Here is a 21,003-nt window from a genome sequence, read left to right on the forward strand (position 1 = left end):
CAGAGTGCGCGCAATCGACCTTGAGAGGCTGTCATGACTCGCTTTGCCAAATCCGCACTTGCTGCCCTGATTTCGCTCTGCACTCCGCTCGCGGCGCCTCTCGGCGTCACCCAGGCCGTGCAGGCGGCCGACCTTGGCGTCTATTCCGACGATGATGGCGGCGTCTGCGGCCAGCCATGGGTGCTGAACAAGATCACCAGCCGCTTCTCCTACCAGGTGCATCACGTGCCGCATCTGCCGAACGTGCAGATCACCGATTTCCGACGTATCCACCAGCATCGTTATCTGGCGGCCAACGAAACCTGGCCGATCGGCCGCCGCTACTGCGGCGCCACCGTCAGCCTGTCGGACGGCCGTGATCGCACCATCTGGTACCTGATCGAAGAAGGCCAGGGCTTCGCCTCGATAGGCGACAATGTCGAATTTTGCGTCTCGGGCTTCGACCGCTGGATGGTCTACAACGGCCGCTGCCGCATCCTGCGCTGAACGCGGCTTTCCAGTTTCCCAATTTCGTTTGGCGCCTGCGGCTTGATCAGCTGCGGGCGCTTTTCCGTGCTGTGTTGACAGAAGATACGAACTCTCGCATAACTATGAGACAGACCTGTCTCATCACTGGTAAGCGCCATGACCTCGTCGCCTGTTTCCGACAAACGCCAGCACGTCGTCGAAACGGCCTACGCGCTGTTCAAGCGCGCCGGTTTCCATGCCACGGGCATCGACCGGATCATCGCCGAGGCCGATGTGGCCAAGATGACGATGTATCGTCACTTTCCCAGCAAGGACGAGCTGATCGTCGAGGTGCTCGACTATCGCGCCAGGCGTTTTGACCGTCAGTTGGACCGCCTCGCCGGAGAGGTGGCCGCGCCCGAGCAGAAGATTGAAAAGATTTTCGACTGGCACGAGCGCTGGTTTCGCAGCCCGGATTTCCATGGCTGCCTGTTTGCGCACGCGCTGGCCGAGTTCGGCGATCCCGAGCATCCGGTGTTCAAGGCCGTCGCCAGGCAGAAGAACGGCCTCAAGCGGCGCTTGCAGTCAATCCTCGAAGAAGCGATGCCACGCGGCCGCGCCGGGAGCGTGGCCGCGGCGCTGTTGATGCTGATCGAAGGTGCGACCCTGCTGGCGCAGATGGGGCAGGCGGACACCGCCATACGCGACGCCCGCAAGGCGGCCTTGAGCATCATCGCCGCTTCGCGCCGGCCGCAATGAGCCCGTTGGTCATCGGGCTCGCGTTGTTTGCTGCGATCTTGCACGCAACCTGGAACGCCTTCTTGCGAACGGGGGCCGACAGGTTGTGGACCGTCACCGTCATGAGCTTTTCCAGTACGGCGCTCGCCATTCCCTTCGCCATCTTTCACGCCCTTCCAGCCGCGCCTGCCTGGCCCTATGTCGTGCTCTCGGCTTGCCTTCAGGTCGGCTACAGCGTCTTTCTGGTCGCCGCCTACAGATATGGCGAACTGGGACAGGTCTATCCGATCGTTCGTGGCAGCGTGCCGCTGCTTGTCTCCCTTGGCGGGTTTTTCCTCGCCAACCAGCAGCTCACCCTGCCGCAGACCGTCGGCGTCGCGCTGGTCGCCGGCGGCATCATGGGCCTGTCGTTCGGAAGGGGCAGGGCCGTCACGACATCGATACTCTATGCACTGGCAACGGGAGCGATCATCGCCGCCTATGCGACGGTCGATGCGATCGGCGTTCGCGCGGCGGAAAATGCCGGCGCCTACACCGCCTGGGTTCTCGTGATCTACGGCGCGTTGCTGCCGGCGACCTTCGTTGCCTGCCGGGGCCGACTCATCGTCGACCTGCGGGCGCCGGAAACCTGGAAGGCGCTGGGCGGCGGCCTGTTCGCGCTTTTGGCCTATGGCGTCGTGGTCGCCGCCTTCGCGCTCGGGCCGGCCGGTCCCATCACCGCGATCCGTGAAACCAGCGTCGTCTTCGCCGCTTTCATCGGGCGCCTGTTTCTCGGCGAGATGCTGACACCGCGGCGGGTCGGAGCCTGCGCCATTGTCGCGCTGGGCGCCATCTGCCTCGGCTATCAGCCGTGACGACAATGTGCGTCGCGCCGAGCCCGACATTTCCTGATGTCGCCGACAGGCAAACCGGCTAGTCTGAACGCCCGAGAGCGACAGATCACTTTCGGGAGTCTTCATGGACCTTGCCACCATCCTTGCCTTCGCGGCTGCCTTCTTCGTGTTCGCCGCCAAGACGGCGATCGTCATGACGGTGCTTCGCTATGGCGGTGCGGCCTATCTGATCTGGATGGGCATCAGGTTGTGGACTGCCGTGCCCTTGGTGCCGGAACTGCAACCCATCTCCGGACGGCGCGGGCTGCTGACGATCTTCGCCACGGGTATCGCGCTCAATCTCGGCAATCCGAAAATGCCGCTGTTCTACGTGGCGCTGCTGCCGAACGTGGTCGGCGCGTCACTCGACGTTGGTCATCTCGGTGTGCTGACGATGGTGATCCTGGCTGTCGAATTCGTGGTGATCGGCGGCCACGTCCTTCTCGCCGGCCGCGCCCGCACCCTGTTGCGCACCCCGAGGGTCGTGCGCCGCGTCAACCGTGCGGCTGGCGGAGTGATGATCGGCGCCGGCGTCGCCGTGGTCGCCACGCGTTAAAGCAGTTCCAGGAAAGTGCGAAACGGTGTTCCCGGGAAAAGCGCATAGCGCTTTCCCTTAGGGACTTGTGTCAAAACATGAGAAAACATGCGATAGAGAATCGCGCGCTATTTTCTGCGCTGCGGCACTCCGGCCTGATCAAGAATTTTGCGCAGAAAAGCGGCGTGACTGCGGAACGCGCGCCGTCCGCTCGTCGTTGCTCTGACCCGCGTCTGCGGCCGGCGTCCGACGAACAGCTTTTCGATCTCGACATAGCCGGCCCTGACCAGCGTATCGAGATGCGCGCCGAGATTGCCGTCGGTGACGTCCACGATGGCCTTCAGCCGGGTGAATTCCAGCACCTCGCGCCTTTCCAGCATGTTCAGGGCGACCATGATCCTGAGCCGCGTGCTCTGGTGGATGATTTCGTCGGCGCTCATCGATTGGCTCCGGCGCGGCGAAGCCGGAGACCATCACCGACGAGGCGGCTTCCATGGGGCGATATCTCGGAGATCCGGGACAGCAACAGCGCCGCTTGCTCGTGTGCGATCGACATCGAGGCACTCCTTCGTATCATGCAGAATACTCTGTGAAATAGAGCTATCTGTCAATTCGCGACAAGCGGTGATGGGATCGCCCTTGACAAGGTGATGCAGCGATCGGTGAGCGCATTGCTCATGTGATCCGTGTAGATCGTCCGCTTGCACCAGATGTTCGCACCGATCATGCCGCAGATCATGCTCGCTGACCTTCGGAGCTTGACGGCGAGGCCGGTCTCGCAGGGCGCGGAGAATGTCGGCGGCGAACTTCCGGCAATGGTCAAAGATCAGGGAAGGATTTTTGCGATGATCAGCATGATCGTGTGCCATCAGTAACCAAAATTTAAGCTGCGAAAATCAGTCTTATGCTTCGCTGGCTAGAGAGCCGCGAGTCAGATATGCATTCCCCGTCGAGGTCATTCACGGCCGTCGGCGTAACGCAAGGGGCATGATATGGCGAAGCAGTCGTCTAAGGCGCCGGCATCCAAGACACCGGCAAAGAAAGCACCTGTGAAAGCAGCAACGGCGAAGGTCGCGGCAGCAGTGAAGAAGGCAGCACCCGCGGCCAAGCCGAAGGCAGCACCGGCAAAGGCAAAAGCAGCACCGGCCAAGAAGCCGGCAGCGGCCAAGGCCGTGGCAAAACCGGCAGTGAAGAAGGCAGCGCCGGCGAAGGCAGCGGCAAAGCCAGCCGCCAAGGCGGCACCGGCCAAGAAGCCTGCAGCCAAGGCGGCGGCGAAACCCGCAGCCAAGAAAGCAGCGCCCGCGAAGGCCGCGGCCAAGCCCGCCGCAAAGGCAGCCCCGGCCAAGAAAGCGGCAGCGGCGGCAACGAAGCCTGCCGTGAAGAAAGCCGCGGCCCCCAAGGCCAAGGCAGCGCCGGCAAAGGCGAAGGCGCCGGCCAAGAAGTAGACTGGGTCTTGTTGGAGCACCGTGTGTCCTGCTGGATGCACGGAGAACGCTTTGACACTTGCGATCGGCGCATGATCATTCCGGAAACCGAATCTGGTTTTCGGGCCATGCGCATGATCGTCGGAGGGGGCCAGGGCAGCAAAGCGAGGCGCCGGACAGGCTGCCTCGCTTGCTCGCGCGGTTTGGCTTTCTTTCGTGCCTGGTCATGAAACGAATGCCCCGCCGCGAAGCCGGGGTTGCGGAGGATTGAAAAGCAGATCGGATGCTTCCGCTCTGCTGAGATCTTCTTGCTCGTTTGATCGCGGATCCGTCTGTAGCCATGTCACTGTGGCCATGTCGCAATGGTCATGGTCAGGAAACCATCACCGGTTTTCTGGCAGCTGGTTTTTTGTCGCCTGGCCATTGCCGGGCAGCCACTCCCGGGCAAAAGTGCCGGCCGGCAAAACAGGAACCCGATCATGTCCAGACTGCTCTATGCTTCCTCGTCTCCCTACAGCTCCAAGGTTCGCATGGCAGCAGCCTATGCCGGCATCGCCATCGATCTCGTGCCGATCAAGACCGAGGACAAACCGGGCGAACTGATCGGCGCCAATCCACTGGGCAAGATCCCGGTGCTTGTGCTCGACGATGGCCGCTCGATCCATGACAGCCGCGCTATTACCCAGCACCTCAACCGTGTTTCGAAGAGCGCGCTGTTTCCGCGCAATCCCGACAAGCGCCTCGATGCGGAGGTGTTGGAGGCGTTGGCGGACGGCATTTGCGATTGCGCGCTGTCGATGGTCTATGAGCGGCGCACCCGGCCTGAAGAGATGGTCTATGAGCCATGGCTCGACAGGCAGTGGGCGAAGATCACGGCAGCGCTCGATCTGCTCAACGCCAACCCGCCAAAGCTGCCGAAGAAAATCACCGCCGGCCACATGGCGCTGCGCGCCTGCCTTGGCTATCTCGCACTGCGCTTTGCCGGAAAATGGGAAAAGGGCCGCGCCCGGCTGACGCGCTGGGCAGCGCGCTTCGACGAGAAGTTCCCGGAGCTGAAGCCGGCGGTGCCGGGGTGAGCGACGAGGTTGGAGATTGGCGAAAGCCGGCGTGACGTCCAATCTCTCCCCTTGCGGGGGAGATGCCGGCAGGGCAGATGGGTGCTGTCCTGCCAACCTGTCCGTTGGCAGCATCTCCGAGCATAGCTCAAGACGAGAGTGCTGGGGACGGAGGCCGAGTTCCTTCGCACCTCCCTCTGGCCTGCCGGCCATCTCTCCCGCAAGGGGGAGATCGGCAGCTCCTACAACTTGAGACCCAACAAGGTCGCAAAGCGACGCTGTCACACCGCCGATTGCCAGCGCGCCACGTCCGCCCCGTTCACGGCCGTCCTGGGGATGAGACCGGAGCATCTGACCTGGACCGGCGACATCGTGCATTACGAGAGCAGCCCACCACATTTCGCGGTTTTTACCCGTCCTGCGGCTCAAGGCTATATTCCCGCTCCGACAAATGGCCCACCGAGATTCATGTTCACGCCGCCACGATGACCGATCCGGACGACTATCGGCCGGATGCGCAGGTCGTCATGCGCTCGCGGGCGAAATGGCTCGACCGGCTGCCGTCGATTCCGACCCATGACGGTTTCCAGCAAAAGCCGTCGGTCCACCCACCTGCCGAGACACTTTAAGGTCCCCGGGTGAGGCGCTGAGGCGGCAGCGAAGCTGGCGCGGGCAGGGCCGGCATACAGTTTTCGGCGAGTTTGTTGCCGTCTCGCACAAAGTTCTCGAAACCGGCAAGCTCCTGGGCTAGAAAGGTTTTTGAGAATGTCTCTGTGAAAACCCAGCGATGAACATTACCGACGACGACAGCCCGAACGGCGCACGCAACGCAGCGTTCACGCCGCCCGGCGATGGTGCCGGCACGGAAAGGGCGGGGCGTGGGCGCAAGGCACTGCTGTCCTCCTCGATGGTCGGCTCCACCAATCGCGGGCGTGTATTGCAGGCCCTGTTCGATCTCGGGCCGACCAGCCGCGCCGAGCTGGCGCGCCTTGCCGGCGTCAACCGCACCACCATTTCCGGCATCGTCCAGCCGCTGATCGACGATCAGGTGCTGGTCGAAAGCGATCCCATCCCCGCCAATCCCGGCGGCGGCAAGCCGGCGCGGCCGCTGTGGTTTTCGCCCCATGCCCGTCCGATCTGCGGCGTCCTGCTGATGCCGGACGCTGTCCATGCCTGCGTTGCGACGCTTGACGGCAAGATCGAGTCGGAGCGCAAGATGGCGCTGCCCGACGGCAGGGGGCCGGTTCAGCCAATCATCGAAACGATCGCGCAATGCGTCGGCGATACGCTGGCCAAGGCGCGGCGCACGCCCTTCGGTATTGGCGTCGGTGTCGGGGGCATGGTCGATACCGATCGCGGCTCGATCGTTACCGTCAACCTCGCGCCCTCACTCGACCGCTACCCGCTTGCCGACGATCTCGGCAGGCGTTTCGGTCTGCCCGTCAAGCTCGACCACCATCCGCGCGCCTTGCTGGTCGGCGACCGCTGGTTCGGCGCCGGACGCGGCGTCAGGCAGTTCGCTGTCGTCTACACCGGCGAAGTGCTGGGCGGCGCACTCTACTTCGATGGCCATCTTTATCGTGGCACGGCTGGCGCCGGCGGCGAACTCGGCCACACCTTCGTGCAGCTCGACGGCGAGCTCTGCCGTTGTGGCAGGCGCGGCTGCTGGGACACCCTCGCCACGCTGAGCTGGTTGCGACGCGAGGCCACGCGTGCGGCTTTGCCCGAAGCCGATCTGATCGATTCGGCCCGCCTTGTCGACATGGCTGTGCGGCGGTTGCCGGGCGCGGCCGAATTGCTTGACCGCTACGCCCGCAACGTCGCCGTCGGCATCGCCAATCTGCAGCAGACGGTGGCGCCCAACGTCTTCATCCTGCACGGCGATGTGGTGCTCGGCGGCGATCGTCTGCTCGACGCCATCGCCGCCCACGTCCGCGCCATGGTGCCGGCGCGGCCGGGCAGCACGATGGAGTTCATTGCCGGCGACGCGGGTGACGGCGCGGCCCTGCTGGGTGCTGCGGGGCTGGTGATCTCGGAATTGCTGCAGCTGCCGATTTAGGCGACTGGCGAAAGCCAAGGTGAGAGCCAAGGTGAGAGCCAATCTCCCCGCAAGGGGGGAGATCGGCAGCGTCAGCGCTCCGCCTACCCCTTCAGCCCCGGATAGCTCTTGAACCAGGGCTGCATGCGCTCGAAGCGCGCGGCCATGGCGAGCACGCTTGCATCGGCATGCCGCTTGCCGATGATCTGCATCCCGACCGGCAGGCCGAGCGGGGTGAGCCCGGCCGGGACCGAGATCGCCGGGTGGCCGGTGTAGTTTATCGGGTAGGTCATGCACCAGCCGATCAGCGGATCGACCGCCTCGCCATTGATCGAGGTCGGCCCGATCGTGTTGCAGTCGGTGGCATTCTTGACCGGCGGAATGGCCAGCGTCGGCGAGACGATCAGGTCATGGGTCTCGAACACATTTTCGAGCCCATCATGGACGCCGGTGCGCAACAGACCGTCGAGGGCGTGCTCGACGGCGGTCACCTTGTAGGCGCCCTCCAGCATGGCCAGGAATTGCGGGGTGAGCACCGCGGCGTGTTCGCCCATCAGGTCGATGCCTTCCTGTTTCCAATACACGGCGATCGCCGCATAGTGGATCGAGATCGTGCGCACCCACAACGCCGCCAGCTCCTTGTGATCGGCCTTGAAATCGAGCTCGACCTCATCGACCGCAATGCCATTGTCCCGCATGGTTTCAACCGCGGCCGCAATCACGCTCGCGACCTGCGGGTCGACGGGGAAATTACCGAGGCGCGGGCTGTAGGCGACACGCAGCGGACGTGTCTGCCCGCCGGCGGCGGCGACATAGTCGACACCATCGTCCGGCAGGCTAAGCGGGTCTCGGCTGTGCGGGCCAGCCATGATGCTGGTCATCAGCGCTGCATCGGCAACGGTGCGGGCCAGCGGCCCGATATGGACCAGCGGATGTCCCCACAGGAACCCGTCGGGGCGCGTCACTGAAGGGATACGGCCGAAGGAGGGCTTGAAGCCGACAGTGCCGCTGAACGAAGCAGGGATGCGCACCGAGCCGCCGCCGTCGGTGCCTTGCGCCAGCGCCGCCATGCCGTCGGCAATCGCCGCCGCGCTGCCGCCCGACGAGCCACCCGAATTGTAGCCGATTGCGAAAGGCGTGCTGGTCGGCCCGAAGCGCAGATTGTCGGTGATGCCCTTGTGGCCGAACTCCGGCGTGTTGGTCTTGCCAAGCACGATGGCGCCGGCATCCAACAGGCGTTCGACCGCCACCGCGCTGGTTTCCGGCACCCGGTTCTTGACCGCCCGCGACGCCATCGATGTCGGCACGCCCGCGACATCGTCGAGATCCTTGATGCCGACCGGCACACCATGCAGCGGCCCAAGCGGCACGCCGGCCATCACCTCCTTTTCGGCGACGCGCGCGGCGTCCATCGCTTCGTCGCCCAGAACCAGCGTATAGGCGTTGATGACCGGATTGCGTGCCTCGATGCGGCGCAGATACGCCTCGGTCACCTCGACCGGTGACAGGTCGCGGCGCCGGATGCGCTGGGCCAGTTCCGTGGCCGGCAGGAAACAGAGCTGCGTCGCGTCGTCTGCAGAAGTCATGAAGCCATTCCGTCTATTTGATGAATACTGGATTTGCCGAGCCGCCGGTGCCCTTGCTCACCTTGGCCGGGCTGGCACAGTAGAAACCCTCGTAGCGACGATCCGCTGCGCAATCGGCGGCCAGGGCGTCGAGCGAGGCCATTTCGGTGAAGACGACGCCGAGATTGCGCATCAGCGCCGCGTGCAGCACCAGCATCAGCCCGCTCCCTGGCTCGTAGGTGGTTTCGTTGGCCAGCGTGTCGGTGACCAGGCTCGGGATCTGCATCTCGTCGAACCAGCGCACGAGATCGAGGCTGAAGGTCAGTCCGGGCTCCCAATAATTTTCGCCGATGCTCTTGCGTCCCGCTGCCAGCGCACCGACCCAGCCGGTGCGGATGAGAAGGATGCTGCGCGGCAAGATCTCGACACCTTGTGCCCGCGCGCACCCCATCAAGTCGTGATGGGTGAAGGTCTCGGCGCGGTCGAGCACCGGCTTGCCGCGGAAGCGGGCGATGTCGAGCAGGACGCCGCGGCCGACGATGCCGCGCTCGGCGATAGGCATGATGCCGGCCTTGGTCATGCCGCCATTGGTGCTGGATGCCGCAAAACCGTTCCATAGCATGTCGTCGAACCACATGTGGCCGAGCGCGTCGCAATGCGTACCGGCCTGGGCGAAGCCGGTGACATAGTCGTCGGCGAATTCGAGGCCGCCGGGAAGAGGGTGCCAGTGGCCATTCTCGAACCCGGCCTTGTCGGCGACCATGAAATGCTTCGCCGGCCAGCGGCCAGGGAACACGGGGTCGCCCTCATGGGTTGCGATCGGCACGCCGAGCGTGAAGGTGCGGCCATCGCGCACCGTGGCGAGGCCGCGCTTGACCTCTTCGGCGGTCAGGTAGTTGAGCGCGCCGATCTCGTCATCGGCGCCCCAATGGCCCCAGCGATTGGGCGCCTCAGCCAGAAGCCGGCCTAGCGTCATCGCGTCGGTCGCGCTCATGCGCTTGCCTCGCCGTTGGGGGAGCGGGTCTGCGGCGCCTTGGCGCCGGTGATGTAGGCGACGACCTCTTCCATACTGGTGCCGGAACTCAGGAGGTCGGCGGCCTTGCGGCCCCGACGCATCACCACCACGCGATTGCAGACCTGCCAGAGGTGATCGAGATTGTGGGTGACCATGACGATGGTCAGCCCTTTTGCGGTCAGTCGTTTGATCAGCTCGAGCACCTCGCGGGATTCGCGCACGCCGAGCGCTGCTGTCGGTTCGTCGAGCAGCAACAGCTTATGGCCCCAGAAGGCGCCGCGCGCGATCGCCACCAGCTGGCGCTGGCCGCCGGACATGCGCTCGACCGTCTTTGAGCGCACGCCGGGGATATCGATATGCAATTCATCGAGGCCTTTGACCGCGGTGTCGCCCATCGATTTGCGGCGGATCCAGCGCAGCAGCGCGGGGCCGCGGCCAAGAGCGAGTTCGCGGCCAAGGAAGAAGTTCTCGGCCGCGGTGAAAGTGCCGATCAGCGACAAATCCTGATAGACCGTCTCGATGCCGAGGCGTTGCGCCTCGGCCGGCGGCGACAGTTTTTGCGACCGCCCTTCGAGGATGACATCGCCTGAGGTCGGATCATGCGCGCCGGCGAGGATCTTGATCAGCGTCGACTTGCCGGCGCCGTTGTCACCGACCAGTCCGATGATGTCGCCTTTGGCGATTTCAAGCGAAACATTGTCGAGCGCCTGGATGCCGCCGAAGCTTCGGCAGATATCGCGCAGGCTGAGCAGCGTTGCCTGGGCCATGGCCTATCCCCTCCCGTAGCGGCGACCGATGCCGCCGAGCGCCACGGCGACGACGAGCAGGCAGCCGGTGAACAGGAATTGGGTGAAGATCGGTGCGCCGATCATGGCCAGGCCGTTGTTGCCGACGGCGACCGTCAGCACGCCGATCAGGGTGCCGAGGATATGGAACTGGCCTTCTCTCAGGGCTGCCGAGCCGAGGAAGGCCGCGGAGAACGAGGTCAGCATGAAGCTGTCCCCCGCCGTTACCTGGCCGGATCCGAGGTTCGAGGCCATCAGCACGCCGCCGATTGCGGCACACGTGCTGCCGATGGCAAAGGCGACGATGCGGCTGCTGTCGACGGCGACACCGGCGCGGCGCGCCGATTCCGGGCTGACGCCGATGGCCTTGATGTGCTGACCCTGCACCGTGCGATTGAGGATCACCCACAACAGCGCCAGCACCACGGCCATGACGATAACGAGGTGTGGCACGCCTGCAATCCGGCCGATGGCGATGTTGGTGAATTGGCGCGACTGGGTGAGCTGCAGCGGAATGCCGCCCGAATAGGCGTAGTTCAGCCCGACGACGATGGTGCCGGTGCCGAGCGTGGCGATGAAGGCATTCACGCCGATCTTGGAAACGACGATGCCGTTGACGACGCCGATGATGGTGCCAAGGCAGATGACGAGGATAATGGCGAGCGGGATCGACAGCCCGCTGCTGCTCAGCAGCCCGACCACGAGCAGGCCGCAGAAACTCGCGACATAGCCAATGCTGAGGTCGAAATCGCCGGCGACAAGCGGTACGGTGAGACCGGCAGCGACGATGGTGCCGATCGCCATGTCATTGATGATGTTGCGAAAATTGCCGACTGTCGCGAAGGTTCCCGGCTGCAGCGCCGAGAAGATCACGAGCATCGACGCCAGCACGATGATGGTGCCGTAAGTGCCGAGCAGGCGCATCAGCAGCGCGCGCCGGTCGCGCGCACTGGCCGATGGATATCTGGCCAGCGTTGACGGCGAAGTGCTGGGTGCCTCTGCCGGAGCGGAGGTTTCGGACAGAAAATGGTCTGCGGGCATTGCGGCTCTCATGAAGGGTAACCGGCGCGGCCGGGCAAGCCCGGCTGCACCCTCGATCGGCAGAAACTTACTGCGGATTATCCTTCATGAACTGGTCGACATTCCCTTTGGTGACCAGCGTATAGCCCGGCACGAAGGATTTCGGCTTCCATTGGTCGCCGGCCGACAGGATGTCGGGGATCTGGTCGACCAGCATCTTGCCGGCTGACGTCAGGTCGACGCCGAGCGTGGCGGTCATGGTTCCGTCCTTGACCGCCTGGACAGCAGGTGCCGTGGCGTTGAAGGAATAGACCTTCACGTCGTTGCGGCTGTTCTGCTTCAGCGCCGCGATCGCTCCCATGGCATTGTCGTCATAGCAGTTGAAGATCGCGAATGGTCCTTTGGCGTTGGCATTGGCGGCGAGCCAGGCGCTGGTCGCGGCCTGCGAGGATTCGGCGGCACCAGGAATGCTGATCTCGTGCGACGTCGCCTTGAGTCCTGGATTGGCCTTCACCGCCGCATCGAAGGCGTCGGCCCGCTCCCGGCACGGAATACCGGGATGATAGGTGAGGTCGAGCACGGTGCCGGCGTTGCCGATATCCTTCAGCATCAGGTCGATCAGCGGCGGTGCGGCTCCGGTGCTGGCCGAAAGCGCGATGCCGTCGGCCATGCCGCCGCCGGCCGAAAGGCCCGGGATGTTTGCATCCGCCGCCGCCTGCAGCCCGGCCGCCAGCCCGGTCGAGTCGAACACCGTGACGATGATGGCGCTCACCTTCTTGGTCGCCAACTGCTTCATCGAGGTGATCGCCTGCGACGGATCACCGTTGGCATTGAGCGTTTCCACCGCCCAGCCCTTGGATTGGGCTTCCTTGGTCATGGTGTCGACCATCTGGTTGGTGTCGACGTCGGAAGTCGAGAACGTGATGATGCCGATCGTCAGCTTGTCATCGGCGGCAAGTGCTGCCGGCGCGAAGGATACCGCGACGAGCGCCGCGGTCGAGAGTTTTTGAAAGCGGTTCACTGTGCATATCCCCTTTTGACGGAGTGTTCCCGGCTCGCATCCTGACCGTGCGTCGGCCACATATCCTGGGGCGCTGTCTGCAGGGGTCATCACAGGTGGTTCTGTTTGTTCGTGCGAGCCACGTACTAACTATAGGCACAAGCCTTGATGCCGTGCAACGGCAAATTTGAGACGCATACAGAGGGGGGATATTTATGCAGGCCGTGCAATGCGGCAGGCAGGAGACCGAAGCCGTCAAACACAAAAAAAGCCGGGCGCGAGGCCCGGCTTTTCGTGTCGTGGCTTGAACGACTTAGAACTTCATACCGACGCCGAAGGTGACGCGGTTGTCGGTTGCCTTGACGTTGCCGATGCCACCACCGAAATCCTTGCTGCCGAAATCGGTGTAGCGGTACTCGACGCGGCCGAACACGTTGTCGGTCAGCTTGATGTCGGTGCCGAGACCGGCGGTCCAGCCGAGCATGGTGGCGCTATCGCTGCTGCCAAGGACAGTGTCTTCCACCTTAAGGCTTCTGCCGGCGAGACCGCCGGTGCCATAGAGCAGAATTTCCGGGGTCACGGCGTAGCCAAGACGGGCACGCAGCGAGCCTTCGAAGCCGCCCTTGGAATTGATGCCGTTGTCGTCACCCTTGATGCCGTTGTAGCCGAGTTCGGCTTCAGCACCGTAGACGAAGTTCTCCTGCTGCCACTGGTAGCCGCCGAAGGCACTGCCGACGAAACCCTTGGTATCGGTTTCAACGCCGAAATCTCTCTCCTTGGTACGGCCGCTGAAGCCATAGCCAACGTTGAGACCGGCATAGGGCCCGGCCCACGAAGCGACCGGAAGTTCGGCAACCGGCGCGGGTGCCGGCGGCTCTTCCTGGACGACGTCCGCGGCATAGGCAGTTCCGCTGAGGGCGAAGAGCCCGAGCGCCACGGCCAGCGGCCGTGCGAATTTGAGATTGGCTTGCATTGTTCTTTACTCCTTAAGCCACAGGACACAGGCTTGTTTCTCACGATCGCCATCGACCCGTCCGGGGGGTGAAACGGATCTGGCGTTCGTCGGTTCCAAATGTCGTGTCAAAATGCGGCTGAAGCGAACCTGAACTTGGGTCATTCCCCGGCGCGATTGAGGCGGAACCTTGACGTTGCATCTTCGCAACAGCGAAATGGCAGGAGCCGCTTCATGCTGCACTGCACACCGCTTGGTGCAACGAGTCCAGCGTCCTATATTGCGATCGGGCGGCTCCGAGTTCAGGACGAGTCGGAATGCGAATTGGTCGTTTCGCCACAATGCTGCCCAAGGTGCGAACGCCATTTAACGCCTGCCGGGACACATTTCGCCGGCATTGTGTTTTCGGCCCGAAATTGAGGATTGACACCAGATGAGCAAAGCCACTGCCACGGCGCTGGTGACGGGCGGGGCGAAACGGATCGGCAGGGCGATCGTCGAGGATCTCGCCGCCCACGGTTTTGCCGTCGCCATCCACTGCAACCGTTCGCGCGATGAGGCGGATGCATTGGCCGGCCTGATCAACCGGACCGGCGGCCGCGCCGCCGTGGTCGCCGCCGACCTCACCGATATGGACGCCGTCGGCGACCTCCTCGGCCAGGCGGAAGCCGCGCTCGGACCGCTCTCGCTGCTGGTCAACAATGCGTCGCTGTTCGAGGACGATTCGGTTCTGGACTTCGACTGGCGGGCCTGGGATCGGCACTTTGCCGTGCATGTGAAGGCGCCCGCATTGCTGGCGCAGAACTTCGCCCTGGCGTTGCCGCAAGGGCAGGAGGGGCTGATCGTCAACATCATCGATCAGCGCGTCTGGCGGCCGACGCCGCGCTATTTCTCCTATGCGCTGTCCAAGTCGACGCTGTGGACGGCCACGCAGATGATGGCGCAAGCGCTGGGTCCCCGTATCCGCGTCAATGCCATTGGCCCGGGGCCGACCCTGAAGAATGCTCGCCAGGATGACAGCGATTTCGCCGCGCAGGTGGATGGCTTGATCCTCAAGCGCGGCCCGGAATTGCCGGAATTCGGGGCCACCATCCGCTATCTCTGGGAAGCGCGCTCTGTCACCGGCCAGATGGTCGCGCTCGATGGCGGCCAGCATCTTGCGTGGCAGACACCCGATGTGACAGGCATGGCGGAATGAGTCCTGTAGATCAGAAAAGCAAGCCACGTAGTGGCGGCGACGACATGCCTCCCGAAGTCGAACTCGACCTCGAGGACGAGGCCGTGGAGGAGATCGTCGAACCCGCCGGGCCCGACATAGCCTTCACCGCCATCGACTGGACGCCGCATGCCGGCGACGCCGAAGGCATGGTCGGCGCCGAAGTGATCCAGACACTGGTCAAGCGGCTGCCCAACGCGCCCGGCGTCTACCGCATGATGAACGCCGCCGGCGACGTACTCTATGTCGGCAAGGCGCGCAGCCTCAAGAAGCGCGTCACAAACTATGCGCAAGGCCGGTTCCACACCAACCGCATTGGCCGCATGGTGCGCGAAACGTCGACGATGGAGTTCGTCGTCACCCGCACCGAGATCGAAGCGCTGCTGCTCGAAGCCAATCTCATCAAGCGCTTGCGGCCGCGATTCAATGTGCTGATGCGCGACGACAAGTCGTTTCCCTATATACTTCTGACTGGTGACCATGTTTCGCCCGGCATCTACAAGCATCGCGGCGCCCGCTCCCGCAAAGGCGATTATTACGGGCCCTTCGCTTCGGCTGGCGCCGTCGGTCGCACCATCAATTCGCTGCAGCGCGCCTTCCTGCTGCGCAGCTGCACCAACTCCTTCTACGAGAACCGCACGCGGCCCTGCCTGCTCTACCAGATCAAGCGCTGCGCCGGACCCTGCACCGGAGAGGTTTCGCACGAGGACTACGCCGAGCTTGTCGGCGAGGCGAAGGACTTCTTGTCGGGCCGCAGCCAGAAGGTGAAGACCGAAATCTCGGCTGCCATGCAGCAAGCCTCGGAAGACCTCGATTTCGAGCGCGCCGCGATCTATCGCGACCGGCTGGCGGCCCTGTCGCATGTACAGAGCCATCAGGGCATCAATCCGGCGACCGTCGATGAGGCTGATGTCTTCGCCATCCATCAGGAAGGGGGCCAAGTCTGCATCCAGGTGTTCTTCTTCCGCACCGGCCAGAACTGGGGCAATCGCGCCTATTTCCCCAAGGCCGACCCGGCGCTGGAGGGATCGGAAGTGCTGGGCTCGTTCCTAGCGCAGTTCTATGACGACAAGCCGACGCCGCGCACGATGCTTCTGTCGCAAACCGTCGAGGACCAGGAACTGCTGGCCGAGGCACTGTCGACCCGCGCTGGCCGCAAGGTCTCGATCTCGGTGCCGCAGCGCGGCGAGAAGAAGGACCTGACCGACAACGCCCTGCAGAACGCCCGTGAGGCGCTCGGCCGCCGGCTGGCTGAAACCTCGACGCAAGGCCGGCTGCTTGCCGGTTTCGCCGAGACGTTTGGTCTCGCCAAGCCTCCGGTGCGCATCGAAGTCTACGACAACTCGCACATCATGGGCACCAATGCCGTCGGCGCCATGGTCGTCGCCGGGCCGGAAGGCTTCGTCAAGAACCAGTATCGCAAGTTCAACATCCGCTCGACCGAGATCACGCCGGGCGACGATTTCGGCATGATGCGCGAGGTGATGGAACGGCGTTTTTCGCGGTTGCTCAAGGAGCATGGCGATGTCGTCGTGGCCGACGCGGCAGCAGGCGAGGCGGGCGATGATATCGAAGACGACATCTCCGGCAGCTTCCCGGCCTGGCCCGACGTCATCCTGATCGACGGCGGTCAGGGCCAGATGACGGCGGTGCGCAAGATCCTCTCTGATCTCGGCATCGAGGACCGCGTGGTGGCCATCGGCATCGCCAAGGGCCAGGACCGCGACGCCGGCCGCGAGCGCTTCTTCGTCAGGGGCAGTGATTCGTTTTCGCTGCCGGTTCGCGATCCCGTCCTCTACTTTGTTCAGCGGCTGCGCGACGAGGTCCACCGTTTCGCCATCGGCTCGCATCGTGCGCGCCGCAAGAAGGAGATGGTCAAGAGCCCGCTCGACGAGATCAGTGGCATCGGTCCCGGCCGCAAGCGGGCGCTGCTGATGCATTTCGGCACCGCCAAGGCGGTCAGCCGTGCCGCCATCGAGGATCTGAGGAAGGTCGACGGCATATCCGAACAGGTGGCGAAACTAGTCTACAATCATTTTCACGAGAGCTGATGCATGTCGCCCAAAAGTGCGCAGCGGTTTTGGGGCAGCGGCATGCATCAAACGCAAGAGTGCATATCGCCCAAAAGTGCGCAGCGGCACTTTAAGGCAGATTCGGTCGTTTTCGGCTGGCCAATCGATTTTGGCCTGTTGACCCCCTACATTCGCTTCTGATTTGAGTAGGCAGGCAGAAAGAGTTCCCCCAGACATGGCCAAGCGCGCGTTCAACCTGCCCAACATGCTCACCTACGCCCGCATCGTCGCGGTGCCGCTGGTGGTGCTGTGCTTTTTTCTCGAAGGACATCTGAAGTCGAGCGATTTCGCCCGCTGGTCGGCGCTGATCATCTTCCTGCTCGCCTCGATCACTGATTATCTGGACGGCTACCTGGCGCGCGCCTGGCAACAGACCTCCAACATCGGCAAGATGCTCGATCCGATCGCCGACAAATTGCTGGTCGCCACGTGCCTGCTGCTGCTGGCGGCAGACACCGATCGCCACGCCGGCATCGCCGGCTGGTCGCTGTGGGCGGCGATCATCATCCTGTGCCGCGAAATCCTCGTCTCGGGCCTGCGTGAGTATCTGGCGGCGCTCAAGGTCTCGGTGCCGGTGACGCAGTTGGCAAAATGGAAGACCGCGATCCAGATGGTCGCCATCGCCTTCCTGCTGGCTGGGCCGGCCGGCGACAAGATCTTCCCGCTGACCACCCAAACCGGGCTGGTGCTGCTGTGGATCGCGGCGCTGGTCACGCTCTACACCGGCTACGATTATTTCCGCGCCGGCCTCAAGCACATTATGGACGAGTGAGATGACGACCCGGCTCATCTATTTTGCCTGGGTGCGCGAGCGGATCGGCCTGCCTGAGGAGGACGTCGACTTGCCTGCCGGCATCGAGACGGTCGCCGACCTCCTGCGCTGGCTGAAATCGCGTGGCGAGGGCTACGAGCACGCGCTGCAATATCCAGACGTAATCCGCGTCGCCATCAACCAGGAACATGTCGAGCATCGCGAAAAGATCGCCGGTGCGCGCGAGATTGCGCTGTTCCCGCCGATGACCGGAGGCTGACCCATGCCGGCCGCCGTGGTGCCGACGGTGCGCATCCAGACACAGGATTTCGACGTCGCCGCCGAGATCGCCAGACTGACGCAGGGCCGCACCGACATCGGCGCCGTGGTGTCGTTCTCGGGCCTTTGCCGCGACGAGCAGGGTGCGCTCTCGGCACTCGAACTCGAGCATTATCCCGGCATGGCGGAAGCCGAGATCAGCCGCATCGCCACCGAAGCGGTTCAGCGTTGGCCGCTGCAAGGCCTCACCGCCATTCACCGCCATGGCAAGATTGCGCCTGGCGAGAACATCGTTCTGGTGGTGGCCGCCTCGGCGCATCGCCAGGCGGCGTTCGAGGCGGCGGACTTTCTCATGGACTACCTGAAATCGCGCGCGCCGTTCTGGAAGAAGGAGCATCGCACCGACGGCTCCGAGGGCGGCTGGGTCGAGGCCAAGGAAGCCGACGCCAGGGCCGCACAACGCTGGAAACCGCCCGAATAAATCCTGCAGCAGCCATGCATTGACCGCAATCCTTTGGCCAATTGACCGCGGTTGGTCAGCCTGGGCAAGGGAGATGGTCATGCTGGACAGGATCGCCGAATTTTTCGTCTTCGGTTTCGTGCCTCTGGTCGTCGGCATATTGGCCGTGCCGGAATTGTCTTTCGCTGCCGACAATTTCGTGCGCGGCGAGGTGATCTATCGCGAGCGCATCGCCTTGCCGCCCAGTGCAGTGCTCTCCGTCCAGCTTGCCGACGTGTCGCTGGCTGACGCGCCCGCCACGATCATCGGTAAGCAGATCGTGAAGCCGACCGGTCAGGTGCCGATCAGCTTCGAGATCAAATTCGACCCTTCCGTTATCCGGCCTCAGATGACCTATGCGTTGCAGGCCCGGATCACTGTCGACGACAAGCTCCTGTTCATCTCCGATATGCGCCATCAGATCGATCCGCTGACCGACGTGCCGCAGACCGTTGTGCTGAAGATGGTCGCACCGAACGCCGAGTCGGCGGATGCTGTCTTTGGTCAGGTTTGGCTGGTTGACTATGTCGACGGCGTTGGCGCCATCACCGCGCCGCAAGCGACGTTCAGGGTCAGCGAGGCCGGCAAGGCAGGCGGCAGCGGCCCCTGCAACACCTATTTCGCCACCGCCAAGGTCGATGGCCAGACGATCGCCATCAGCGACATCGGCTCGACCTACAAGGCCTGCGCGCCGGAAGTGATGGCGGAGGAAAAGGCGCTGTTCGATGCGCTGGCCAAGGCGGCGTCATACAGTGTCGACGCCGGCAAGCTCGTCATATCAGACAAGGATGGCCGCGAGATCCTGCGCTTGAGCGCCGCAAGCTGATTTCCCGGTTCGGCGTCATGGACCGGCAGCATGCCGACACGCTGCAGTTCGTGCGCGAGACCTGATCGTTGCGCCAACGAAAAAGGCCGGCAAGATGCCGGCCTTTCTTACGTGATCCAAGCTCTGGATTGTCAGCCGACGATTTCGGTGTCCGAGAACCAGTACTTGATCTCTTCCGCGGCGGTCTCCGGCGCATCGGAGCCGTGCACCGAGTTTTCGCCGATCGACAGCGCATGCACCTTGCGAATGGTGCCTTCGGCGGCGTTGGCCGGGTTGGTGGCGCCCATCACTTCGCGGTTCCTGGCAATGGCGTTCTCGCCTTCCAGCACCTGCACGACGGTCGGTGCCGACGACATGAACTCGACCAGTTCGCCGAAGAACGGACGGTCCTTATGGACGGCATAAAAGCCTTCCGCCTCACGGCGGCTCATCCAGACCCGGCGCGAAGCGATCACGCGCAGGCCGGCCTCTTCCAGCATTCTGGTGATGGCGCCGGTGAGGTTGCGCCGGGTCGCGTCCGGCTTGATCATGGAAAAGGTGCGTTCGAGCGCCATGGGTCGTCCTTTTGATGAGAATGGAATTGAGAGTGGCGGGCTCTATACAAGCCGCCCGGCTCATTGCCAAGGGGTGAGGAACGGTCCGCCAAGCGGACGGAAAGCCAATTGCTTGGCTTTCCGAGTGACGAACGCCCGGAGCGGGAGCAGAGGGCTGGAACGCTGCGCGTTTCTGCGTCGGGCCGGCGCCGATGGGCAGACCAGCAGGCGAGATCGGATGGCTGTAATGCGATGCTTTGCTTGCTATAGTCGCGTGTCGGCGCCGCGCTGAAGTCGGCCCGAATGGAGACAATATGACCATGGCAGACGATCGTCAGGAACGCATTCGCAACCGCGCGCATCAGATCTGGCTGCAAGAGGGACAACCGGCTGGCCAGCATGATCGCCATTGGCACCAGGCGGCAGCCGACGTCGACCAGGAGGACGCCGCGGGGAAGCCGGCAGCCAAAAAGCCCGTCAAGAAGGCAGCCGGCGCCGCCAAGCCAAAAGCCGCCCCCAAGGAGGCGAAGGCTGCCCCAAAGACCAGCAAGCCCAAAAAGGCTGCGGCCAAGTAAGGCCTGGCTATCTCACTGCTGACCTTGCTCGCAAGGAATTGACGGCGCTCGTGCTGCCAGGCGGCAGGGCAGGCGTTACACCGTCACGCCGCTGCAGCAGCCTTCCGCCCCAGCCCGCCATGCAGGTCGAGGCAGCGGGCGAACCATTGCGCCACCACGTCGCTGTCGTCGAGCAACTGGTAGGGCGTGGCTATGCGCGCCCACTGCAGCGCACCGAAGACGATATAATCGGCAAACAGTGGCGATGCGCCGCCGATGTAGGGCTGGTAGCCGAGCATTGAACGCAGCGGCTCGAGTGCGGCGCGGAATGTCGCCAGCCCGGCGTCGCGCGCGGTGACGACATCCTCCAGCTTCTTGCCGAGTCGCTGCTCGCGGCTCCGGCGGAAATAAGCGGCATTCTCTTCGTCCTGCATGGCATGGAGGTCGATGATCGCGGCGGTGGTGACATAGGGATGAATGGTCAGTTGCGACCAGCGTTCGATGAAGCGTGCCATCGCCTTGCCGCCTTCACCGCCAAACAGCGTCGGCCGATCCGGATAGGCTTCGTCGAGATACAGCGCGATGGCGAAGGAATCCGTGACGACTGTCTCGCCATCGCGGATCACCGGAACGGTCTTCGAAGCGCCGCCCTCGACTTCGGGCACCTCCAGAAAACGCGTCGGCGCGGTTGAGATGGCGAGCCCTTTGTGCGCAAGCGCCATCGCCACCTTCCAGCAATGCGGGCTGAACGGACGTGTGGTGTCGCGTCCTACGAGGTCGTAGAGCAGAATGGTCATTGGCGTCGGCGTTCCTGCGGGGTAGGTAGG

Annotated in this window: 26 protein-coding genes; 16 read left to right on the forward strand and 10 right to left on the reverse strand. The window is 63.7% G+C overall.

The features are described 5' to 3' along the window. The first annotated feature begins 33 nt into the window (after nucleotides 1-33). The gene (locus AC1D10_RS24180; RefSeq protein WP_477276293.1) at nucleotides 34-486 is read left to right on the forward strand and encodes a hypothetical protein; all 453 of its coding nucleotides are present in this window, start codon (nucleotides 34-36) and stop codon (nucleotides 484-486) included. Between the two features lie 138 nt (nucleotides 487-624). Further along, nucleotides 625-1,206 carry a TetR/AcrR family transcriptional regulator gene (locus AC1D10_RS24185; RefSeq protein WP_477276295.1) on the forward strand — a complete coding sequence of 194 codons (582 nt, stop codon included), beginning with the start codon at nucleotides 625-627 and terminating at the stop codon, nucleotides 1,204-1,206. On the opposite strand, the gene AC1D10_RS24190 is transcribed toward AC1D10_RS24185, so the two are convergent. Then, on the reverse strand, nucleotides 1,178-1,309 hold the full coding sequence (locus AC1D10_RS24190; protein WP_477276642.1) for a hypothetical protein: 132 nt from the start codon (nucleotides 1,307-1,309) through the stop codon (nucleotides 1,178-1,180). The two genes, AC1D10_RS24185 and AC1D10_RS24190, sit on opposite strands and share 29 nt — an antisense overlap. Between AC1D10_RS24190 and AC1D10_RS24195 the strand changes: the two genes are divergently transcribed. Both AC1D10_RS24195 and AC1D10_RS24200 read left to right on the forward strand, forming a co-directional pair. Continuing rightward, entirely contained in the window at nucleotides 1,269-2,039 is a 771-nt protein-coding gene (locus AC1D10_RS24195; RefSeq protein ID WP_477276297.1) for an EamA family transporter, read from the forward strand. The genes AC1D10_RS24190 and AC1D10_RS24195 overlap by 41 nt on opposite strands. A 103-nt stretch (nucleotides 2,040-2,142) precedes the next feature. After that, entirely contained in the window at nucleotides 2,143-2,613 is a 471-nt protein-coding gene (locus AC1D10_RS24200) for a LysE family translocator (RefSeq protein WP_477276299.1), read from the forward strand. 107 nt (nucleotides 2,614-2,720) lie between these two features. Here AC1D10_RS24200 and AC1D10_RS24205 read toward each other — a convergent pair whose 3' ends face one another. Further along, nucleotides 2,721-3,032, reverse strand: coding sequence for a transcriptional regulator (locus AC1D10_RS24205; protein WP_477276301.1), 312 nt, complete (start codon nucleotides 3,030-3,032; stop codon nucleotides 2,721-2,723). A gap of 261 nt (nucleotides 3,033-3,293) precedes the next feature. Here AC1D10_RS24205 and AC1D10_RS24210 point away from each other — a divergent pair, with 261 nt between their 5' ends. The 5 genes from AC1D10_RS24210 (at nucleotide 3,294) to AC1D10_RS24230 (ending at nucleotide 7,130) form a co-directional block, all read left to right on the forward strand. Further along, nucleotides 3,294-3,467, forward strand: a complete 174-nt coding sequence (locus AC1D10_RS24210) for a hypothetical protein (RefSeq protein WP_477276303.1) — start codon at nucleotides 3,294-3,296, stop codon at nucleotides 3,465-3,467. Between the two features lie 174 nt (nucleotides 3,468-3,641). Then, a complete protein-coding gene (locus tag AC1D10_RS24215; protein WP_379106335.1) occupies nucleotides 3,642-4,037 on the forward strand; it encodes a hypothetical protein in 396 nt (131 codons plus the stop codon). A 458-nt stretch (nucleotides 4,038-4,495) separates the two neighbouring features. Beyond that, nucleotides 4,496-5,092, forward strand: coding sequence for a glutathione S-transferase family protein (locus AC1D10_RS24220; RefSeq protein WP_477276305.1), 597 nt, complete (start codon nucleotides 4,496-4,498; stop codon nucleotides 5,090-5,092). Between the two features lie 464 nt (nucleotides 5,093-5,556). Then, entirely contained in the window at nucleotides 5,557-5,700 is a 144-nt protein-coding gene (locus tag AC1D10_RS24225) for a hypothetical protein (RefSeq protein ID WP_477276307.1), read from the forward strand. Between the two features lie 158 nt (nucleotides 5,701-5,858). Next, a complete protein-coding gene (locus AC1D10_RS24230; RefSeq protein WP_477276309.1) occupies nucleotides 5,859-7,130 on the forward strand; it encodes an ROK family protein in 1,272 nt (423 codons plus the stop codon). Between the two features lie 83 nt (nucleotides 7,131-7,213). Here the strand turns inward: AC1D10_RS24230 and AC1D10_RS24235 are convergent, their stop codons facing one another. The 6 genes from AC1D10_RS24235 to AC1D10_RS24260 all read right to left on the reverse strand — a co-directional run bounded on the left by AC1D10_RS24235 (nucleotide 7,214) and on the right by AC1D10_RS24260 (nucleotide 13,467). Beyond that, nucleotides 7,214-8,695 carry an amidase gene (locus AC1D10_RS24235; RefSeq protein WP_477276311.1) on the reverse strand — a complete coding sequence of 494 codons (1,482 nt, stop codon included), beginning with the start codon at nucleotides 8,693-8,695 and terminating at the stop codon, nucleotides 7,214-7,216. A gap of 13 nt (nucleotides 8,696-8,708) precedes the next feature. Next, nucleotides 8,709-9,668 carry a cyclase family protein gene (locus AC1D10_RS24240; protein WP_477276313.1) on the reverse strand — a complete coding sequence of 320 codons (960 nt, stop codon included), beginning with the start codon at nucleotides 9,666-9,668 and terminating at the stop codon, nucleotides 8,709-8,711. Then, nucleotides 9,665-10,456: an ATP-binding cassette domain-containing protein gene (locus tag AC1D10_RS24245; RefSeq protein WP_477276314.1), complete on the reverse strand. Its 792-nt coding sequence runs from the start codon at nucleotides 10,454-10,456 to the stop codon at nucleotides 9,665-9,667. The genes AC1D10_RS24240 and AC1D10_RS24245 overlap by 4 nt, the downstream gene beginning before the upstream one ends. A gap of 3 nt (nucleotides 10,457-10,459) precedes the next feature. After that, nucleotides 10,460-11,515, reverse strand: coding sequence for an ABC transporter permease (locus tag AC1D10_RS24250; RefSeq protein WP_477276316.1), 1,056 nt, complete (start codon nucleotides 11,513-11,515; stop codon nucleotides 10,460-10,462). 67 nt (nucleotides 11,516-11,582) lie between these two features. Continuing rightward, nucleotides 11,583-12,515 (reverse strand): sugar ABC transporter substrate-binding protein, encoded by a 933-nt coding sequence (locus AC1D10_RS24255; RefSeq protein WP_477276318.1) that lies wholly within the window; start codon nucleotides 12,513-12,515, stop codon nucleotides 11,583-11,585. A gap of 292 nt (nucleotides 12,516-12,807) precedes the next feature. After that, a complete protein-coding gene (locus tag AC1D10_RS24260) occupies nucleotides 12,808-13,467 on the reverse strand; it encodes an outer membrane protein (RefSeq protein WP_477276320.1) in 660 nt (219 codons plus the stop codon). A 412-nt stretch (nucleotides 13,468-13,879) separates the two neighbouring features. Between AC1D10_RS24260 and AC1D10_RS24265 the strand changes: the two genes are divergently transcribed. The 6 genes from AC1D10_RS24265 (at nucleotide 13,880) to AC1D10_RS24290 (ending at nucleotide 19,089) form a co-directional block, all read left to right on the forward strand. Beyond that, the gene (locus AC1D10_RS24265; protein WP_477276322.1) at nucleotides 13,880-14,644 is read left to right on the forward strand and encodes an SDR family oxidoreductase; all 765 of its coding nucleotides are present in this window, start codon (nucleotides 13,880-13,882) and stop codon (nucleotides 14,642-14,644) included. Next, complete coding sequence (gene uvrC / locus AC1D10_RS24270) at nucleotides 14,641-16,713, forward strand: excinuclease ABC subunit UvrC (RefSeq protein ID WP_477276324.1); 2,073 nt, start codon at nucleotides 14,641-14,643, stop codon at nucleotides 16,711-16,713. Before AC1D10_RS24265 ends, uvrC begins: the two co-directional genes overlap by 4 nt. Before the next feature lie 196 nt (nucleotides 16,714-16,909). Continuing rightward, a complete protein-coding gene (gene pgsA, locus AC1D10_RS24275; RefSeq protein WP_023673449.1) occupies nucleotides 16,910-17,506 on the forward strand; it encodes a CDP-diacylglycerol--glycerol-3-phosphate 3-phosphatidyltransferase in 597 nt (198 codons plus the stop codon). Nucleotide 17,507: 1 nt separating this feature from the next. Beyond that, entirely contained in the window at nucleotides 17,508-17,765 is a 258-nt protein-coding gene (moaD, locus tag AC1D10_RS24280) for a molybdopterin converting factor subunit 1 (RefSeq protein ID WP_111549274.1), read from the forward strand. 3 nt (nucleotides 17,766-17,768) lie between these two features. Beyond that, a complete protein-coding gene (locus tag AC1D10_RS24285) occupies nucleotides 17,769-18,245 on the forward strand; it encodes a molybdenum cofactor biosynthesis protein MoaE (protein ID WP_477276326.1) in 477 nt (158 codons plus the stop codon). 79 nt (nucleotides 18,246-18,324) lie between these two features. Then, nucleotides 18,325-19,089 carry a YbaY family lipoprotein gene (locus AC1D10_RS24290; RefSeq protein WP_477276328.1) on the forward strand — a complete coding sequence of 255 codons (765 nt, stop codon included), beginning with the start codon at nucleotides 18,325-18,327 and terminating at the stop codon, nucleotides 19,087-19,089. A gap of 131 nt (nucleotides 19,090-19,220) precedes the next feature. On the opposite strand, the gene ndk is transcribed toward AC1D10_RS24290, so the two are convergent. Then, the gene (gene ndk, locus AC1D10_RS24295) at nucleotides 19,221-19,643 is read right to left on the reverse strand and encodes a nucleoside-diphosphate kinase (RefSeq protein WP_013532476.1); all 423 of its coding nucleotides are present in this window, start codon (nucleotides 19,641-19,643) and stop codon (nucleotides 19,221-19,223) included. A gap of 293 nt (nucleotides 19,644-19,936) precedes the next feature. Here ndk and AC1D10_RS24300 point away from each other — a divergent pair, with 293 nt between their 5' ends. Then, nucleotides 19,937-20,197, forward strand: coding sequence for a DUF2934 domain-containing protein (locus AC1D10_RS24300; RefSeq protein WP_477276331.1), 261 nt, complete (start codon nucleotides 19,937-19,939; stop codon nucleotides 20,195-20,197). Between the two features lie 83 nt (nucleotides 20,198-20,280). Here the strand turns inward: AC1D10_RS24300 and AC1D10_RS24305 are convergent, their stop codons facing one another. Then, a complete protein-coding gene (locus AC1D10_RS24305; protein ID WP_477276333.1) occupies nucleotides 20,281-20,973 on the reverse strand; it encodes a glutathione S-transferase family protein in 693 nt (230 codons plus the stop codon). Nucleotides 20,974-21,003 lie beyond the last annotated feature (30 nt).

Source organism: Mesorhizobium sp. P2_A8 (assembly GCF_056404935.1).

What these genes read in the sequence shown, in the direction of transcription:
- AC1D10_RS24245 (WP_477276314.1), bottom strand. Translation starts at nt 10,456, where the DNA reads ATGGCCCAGGCAACGCTGCTCAGCCTGCGCGATATCTGCCGAAGCTTC.
- AC1D10_RS24285 (WP_477276326.1), top strand. Translation starts at nt 17,769, where the DNA reads ATGCCGGCCGCCGTGGTGCCGACGGTGCGCATCCAGACACAGGATTTC.
- AC1D10_RS24250 (WP_477276316.1), bottom strand. Translation starts at nt 11,515, where the DNA reads ATGCCCGCAGACCATTTTCTGTCCGAAACCTCCGCTCCGGCAGAGGCA.
- AC1D10_RS24225 (WP_477276307.1), top strand. Translation starts at nt 5,557, where the DNA reads ATGACCGATCCGGACGACTATCGGCCGGATGCGCAGGTCGTCATGCGC.
- AC1D10_RS24235 (WP_477276311.1), bottom strand. Translation starts at nt 8,695, where the DNA reads ATGACTTCTGCAGACGACGCGACGCAGCTCTGTTTCCTGCCGGCCACG.
- AC1D10_RS24300 (WP_477276331.1), top strand. Translation starts at nt 19,937, where the DNA reads ATGACCATGGCAGACGATCGTCAGGAACGCATTCGCAACCGCGCGCAT.
- AC1D10_RS24230 (WP_477276309.1), top strand. Translation starts at nt 5,859, where the DNA reads ATGAACATTACCGACGACGACAGCCCGAACGGCGCACGCAACGCAGCG.
- pgsA (WP_023673449.1), top strand. Translation starts at nt 16,910, where the DNA reads ATGGCCAAGCGCGCGTTCAACCTGCCCAACATGCTCACCTACGCCCGC.
- AC1D10_RS24290 (WP_477276328.1), top strand. Translation starts at nt 18,325, where the DNA reads ATGCTGGACAGGATCGCCGAATTTTTCGTCTTCGGTTTCGTGCCTCTG.
- AC1D10_RS24185 (WP_477276295.1), top strand. Translation starts at nt 625, where the DNA reads ATGACCTCGTCGCCTGTTTCCGACAAACGCCAGCACGTCGTCGAAACG.
- AC1D10_RS24240 (WP_477276313.1), bottom strand. Translation starts at nt 9,668, where the DNA reads ATGAGCGCGACCGACGCGATGACGCTAGGCCGGCTTCTGGCTGAGGCG.
- AC1D10_RS24190 (WP_477276642.1), bottom strand. Translation starts at nt 1,309, where the DNA reads ATGACGGTGACGGTCCACAACCTGTCGGCCCCCGTTCGCAAGAAGGCG.
- AC1D10_RS24305 (WP_477276333.1), bottom strand. Translation starts at nt 20,973, where the DNA reads ATGACCATTCTGCTCTACGACCTCGTAGGACGCGACACCACACGTCCG.
- AC1D10_RS24220 (WP_477276305.1), top strand. Translation starts at nt 4,496, where the DNA reads ATGTCCAGACTGCTCTATGCTTCCTCGTCTCCCTACAGCTCCAAGGTT.
- moaD (WP_111549274.1), top strand. Translation starts at nt 17,508, where the DNA reads ATGACGACCCGGCTCATCTATTTTGCCTGGGTGCGCGAGCGGATCGGC.
- AC1D10_RS24180 (WP_477276293.1), top strand. Translation starts at nt 34, where the DNA reads ATGACTCGCTTTGCCAAATCCGCACTTGCTGCCCTGATTTCGCTCTGC.
- uvrC (WP_477276324.1), top strand. Translation starts at nt 14,641, where the DNA reads ATGAGTCCTGTAGATCAGAAAAGCAAGCCACGTAGTGGCGGCGACGAC.
- AC1D10_RS24200 (WP_477276299.1), top strand. Translation starts at nt 2,143, where the DNA reads ATGGACCTTGCCACCATCCTTGCCTTCGCGGCTGCCTTCTTCGTGTTC.
- AC1D10_RS24260 (WP_477276320.1), bottom strand. Translation starts at nt 13,467, where the DNA reads ATGCAAGCCAATCTCAAATTCGCACGGCCGCTGGCCGTGGCGCTCGGG.
- AC1D10_RS24265 (WP_477276322.1), top strand. Translation starts at nt 13,880, where the DNA reads ATGAGCAAAGCCACTGCCACGGCGCTGGTGACGGGCGGGGCGAAACGG.
- ndk (WP_013532476.1), bottom strand. Translation starts at nt 19,643, where the DNA reads ATGGCGCTCGAACGCACCTTTTCCATGATCAAGCCGGACGCGACCCGG.
- AC1D10_RS24205 (WP_477276301.1), bottom strand. Translation starts at nt 3,032, where the DNA reads ATGAGCGCCGACGAAATCATCCACCAGAGCACGCGGCTCAGGATCATG.